This is a genomic window from Corynebacterium amycolatum SK46, from assembly GCF_000173655.1.
GTDB classification, from domain to species: Bacteria; Actinomycetota; Actinomycetes; order Mycobacteriales; family Mycobacteriaceae; genus Corynebacterium; species Corynebacterium amycolatum_A.
In genome coordinates, this window is record NZ_ABZU01000044.1 from 1 (window position 1) to 1374 (window position 1374).

The window sequence follows — 1374 nt, forward strand, 5'->3', positions numbered from 1 at the left end:
CGATATTGCATCGGGGTCAGACCCTTGAGTCGTTGTTGGATGCGTTCGGTGTTGTACCACTGAATGTACTCGTTAATCGCCTGACTGAACTCTGCGACAGTGTCGAAGACTTCTCCGTGGTACATCTCGGTTTTCACGTGGCCGAAGAAATTTTCCATGACCGCGTTGTCGTAACAGTTGGCTTTACGCGACATCGACTGCACACCACCGTTGTCGCCAATCAAGTTGCGCCAGGAGGCATGCTGGTACTGGAAACCTTGGTCAGTGTGCATCATCCACCCGGGTTCAGGCGCACACGTGTTAATCGCCTTAGCTAAAGAACCGGCGGTAAACGCTGTCGACGGCGATGTAGCCACGGTGTGAGCAACAATTGAACGGTCGAACAGATCCATCACCGGTGACAGATAGACCTTGCGGCCTGCGACCCTGAACTCAGTGACGTCGCTGACAAAGACGGCATTTGGCTTATCCGGGGTGAACTTGCGGTCAAGTATGTTGTCAGCAATGTGGCTGATCGTCCCGATGTAGGAAACATAAGGCCTACGCTGGCGGACCTTGGCTCGAAGCCCCATCTGGCGCATGAGCTTGTAGACGAGCTTGTGGTTGACCACCCAGCCCTGGTTGCGTAGGTCAAGCAGCACTCGCCGGTAGCCGTAGCGATGCTTGTTACGCTCGAAGCTTTCCCGAATTACTTGCTTGAGTACGGCGTGCTTATCTGGCTTACTGAGTCGTTGCTGGTGGTAGAAGAACGTCGACCGTGGGATACCCGCTGCCTCTAGGAGATATTCCAAGCGGTGGTGAGACTTGAGGATGACAATCGCCTGGACTTTCAGGCGCGCCCCTGATTCCTCAAGTCCCGCAATTTTTTTAGATAAGCGTTTTCCGCTTCCAACCGTGCGATCTGGCGACGCAGCTTCTCCTCTTCTGTAAGCCGCTTTGGTGCGCTCGAGCCTTTAGGCCTGCCCTTCGGCTTCGGTTTCAATGCGTCATCGCCGTCTTTGCGCCATTTCCACGACCACCCGCGGACCAGCTGCTGTGATGACAGGCCAAATTCACGCGCAAGATTCATCGCTGTCTCGCCAGCAAGGTGGCGTTGGACAACTTCCTTCTTGATCTCAAACGAATACTGCTGCTTAGTCGGTTTCTCCACAAGACATAGCCTGCCATGCAGCACAAACCGACAATAGAGCCGGCGCACAGCGTGTTTGGAGACACCCAGAGCATTAGCAGCGGCTCTATAGCCCATGCCCTGCTCGAAAAGCTCAACCAATTGCTCGCGCTGCTGCTCACTTAGCGAACTTCGTGCTCTCAATGACAACTACTCCCCACTAGTCGGTAACTGATTTCTCAGTCCAACTAATGGGGAGCAGTTCA

At 54.2% G+C, this 1374-nt stretch carries 1 pseudogene; it reads right to left on the reverse strand.

Annotated features, from left to right (window positions below):
• Nucleotides 1-1224: pseudogene (locus tag CORAM0001_RS11245) on the reverse strand (IS3 family transposase); the annotation flags it as partial.
• Nucleotides 1225-1374: the final 150 nt, after the last annotated feature.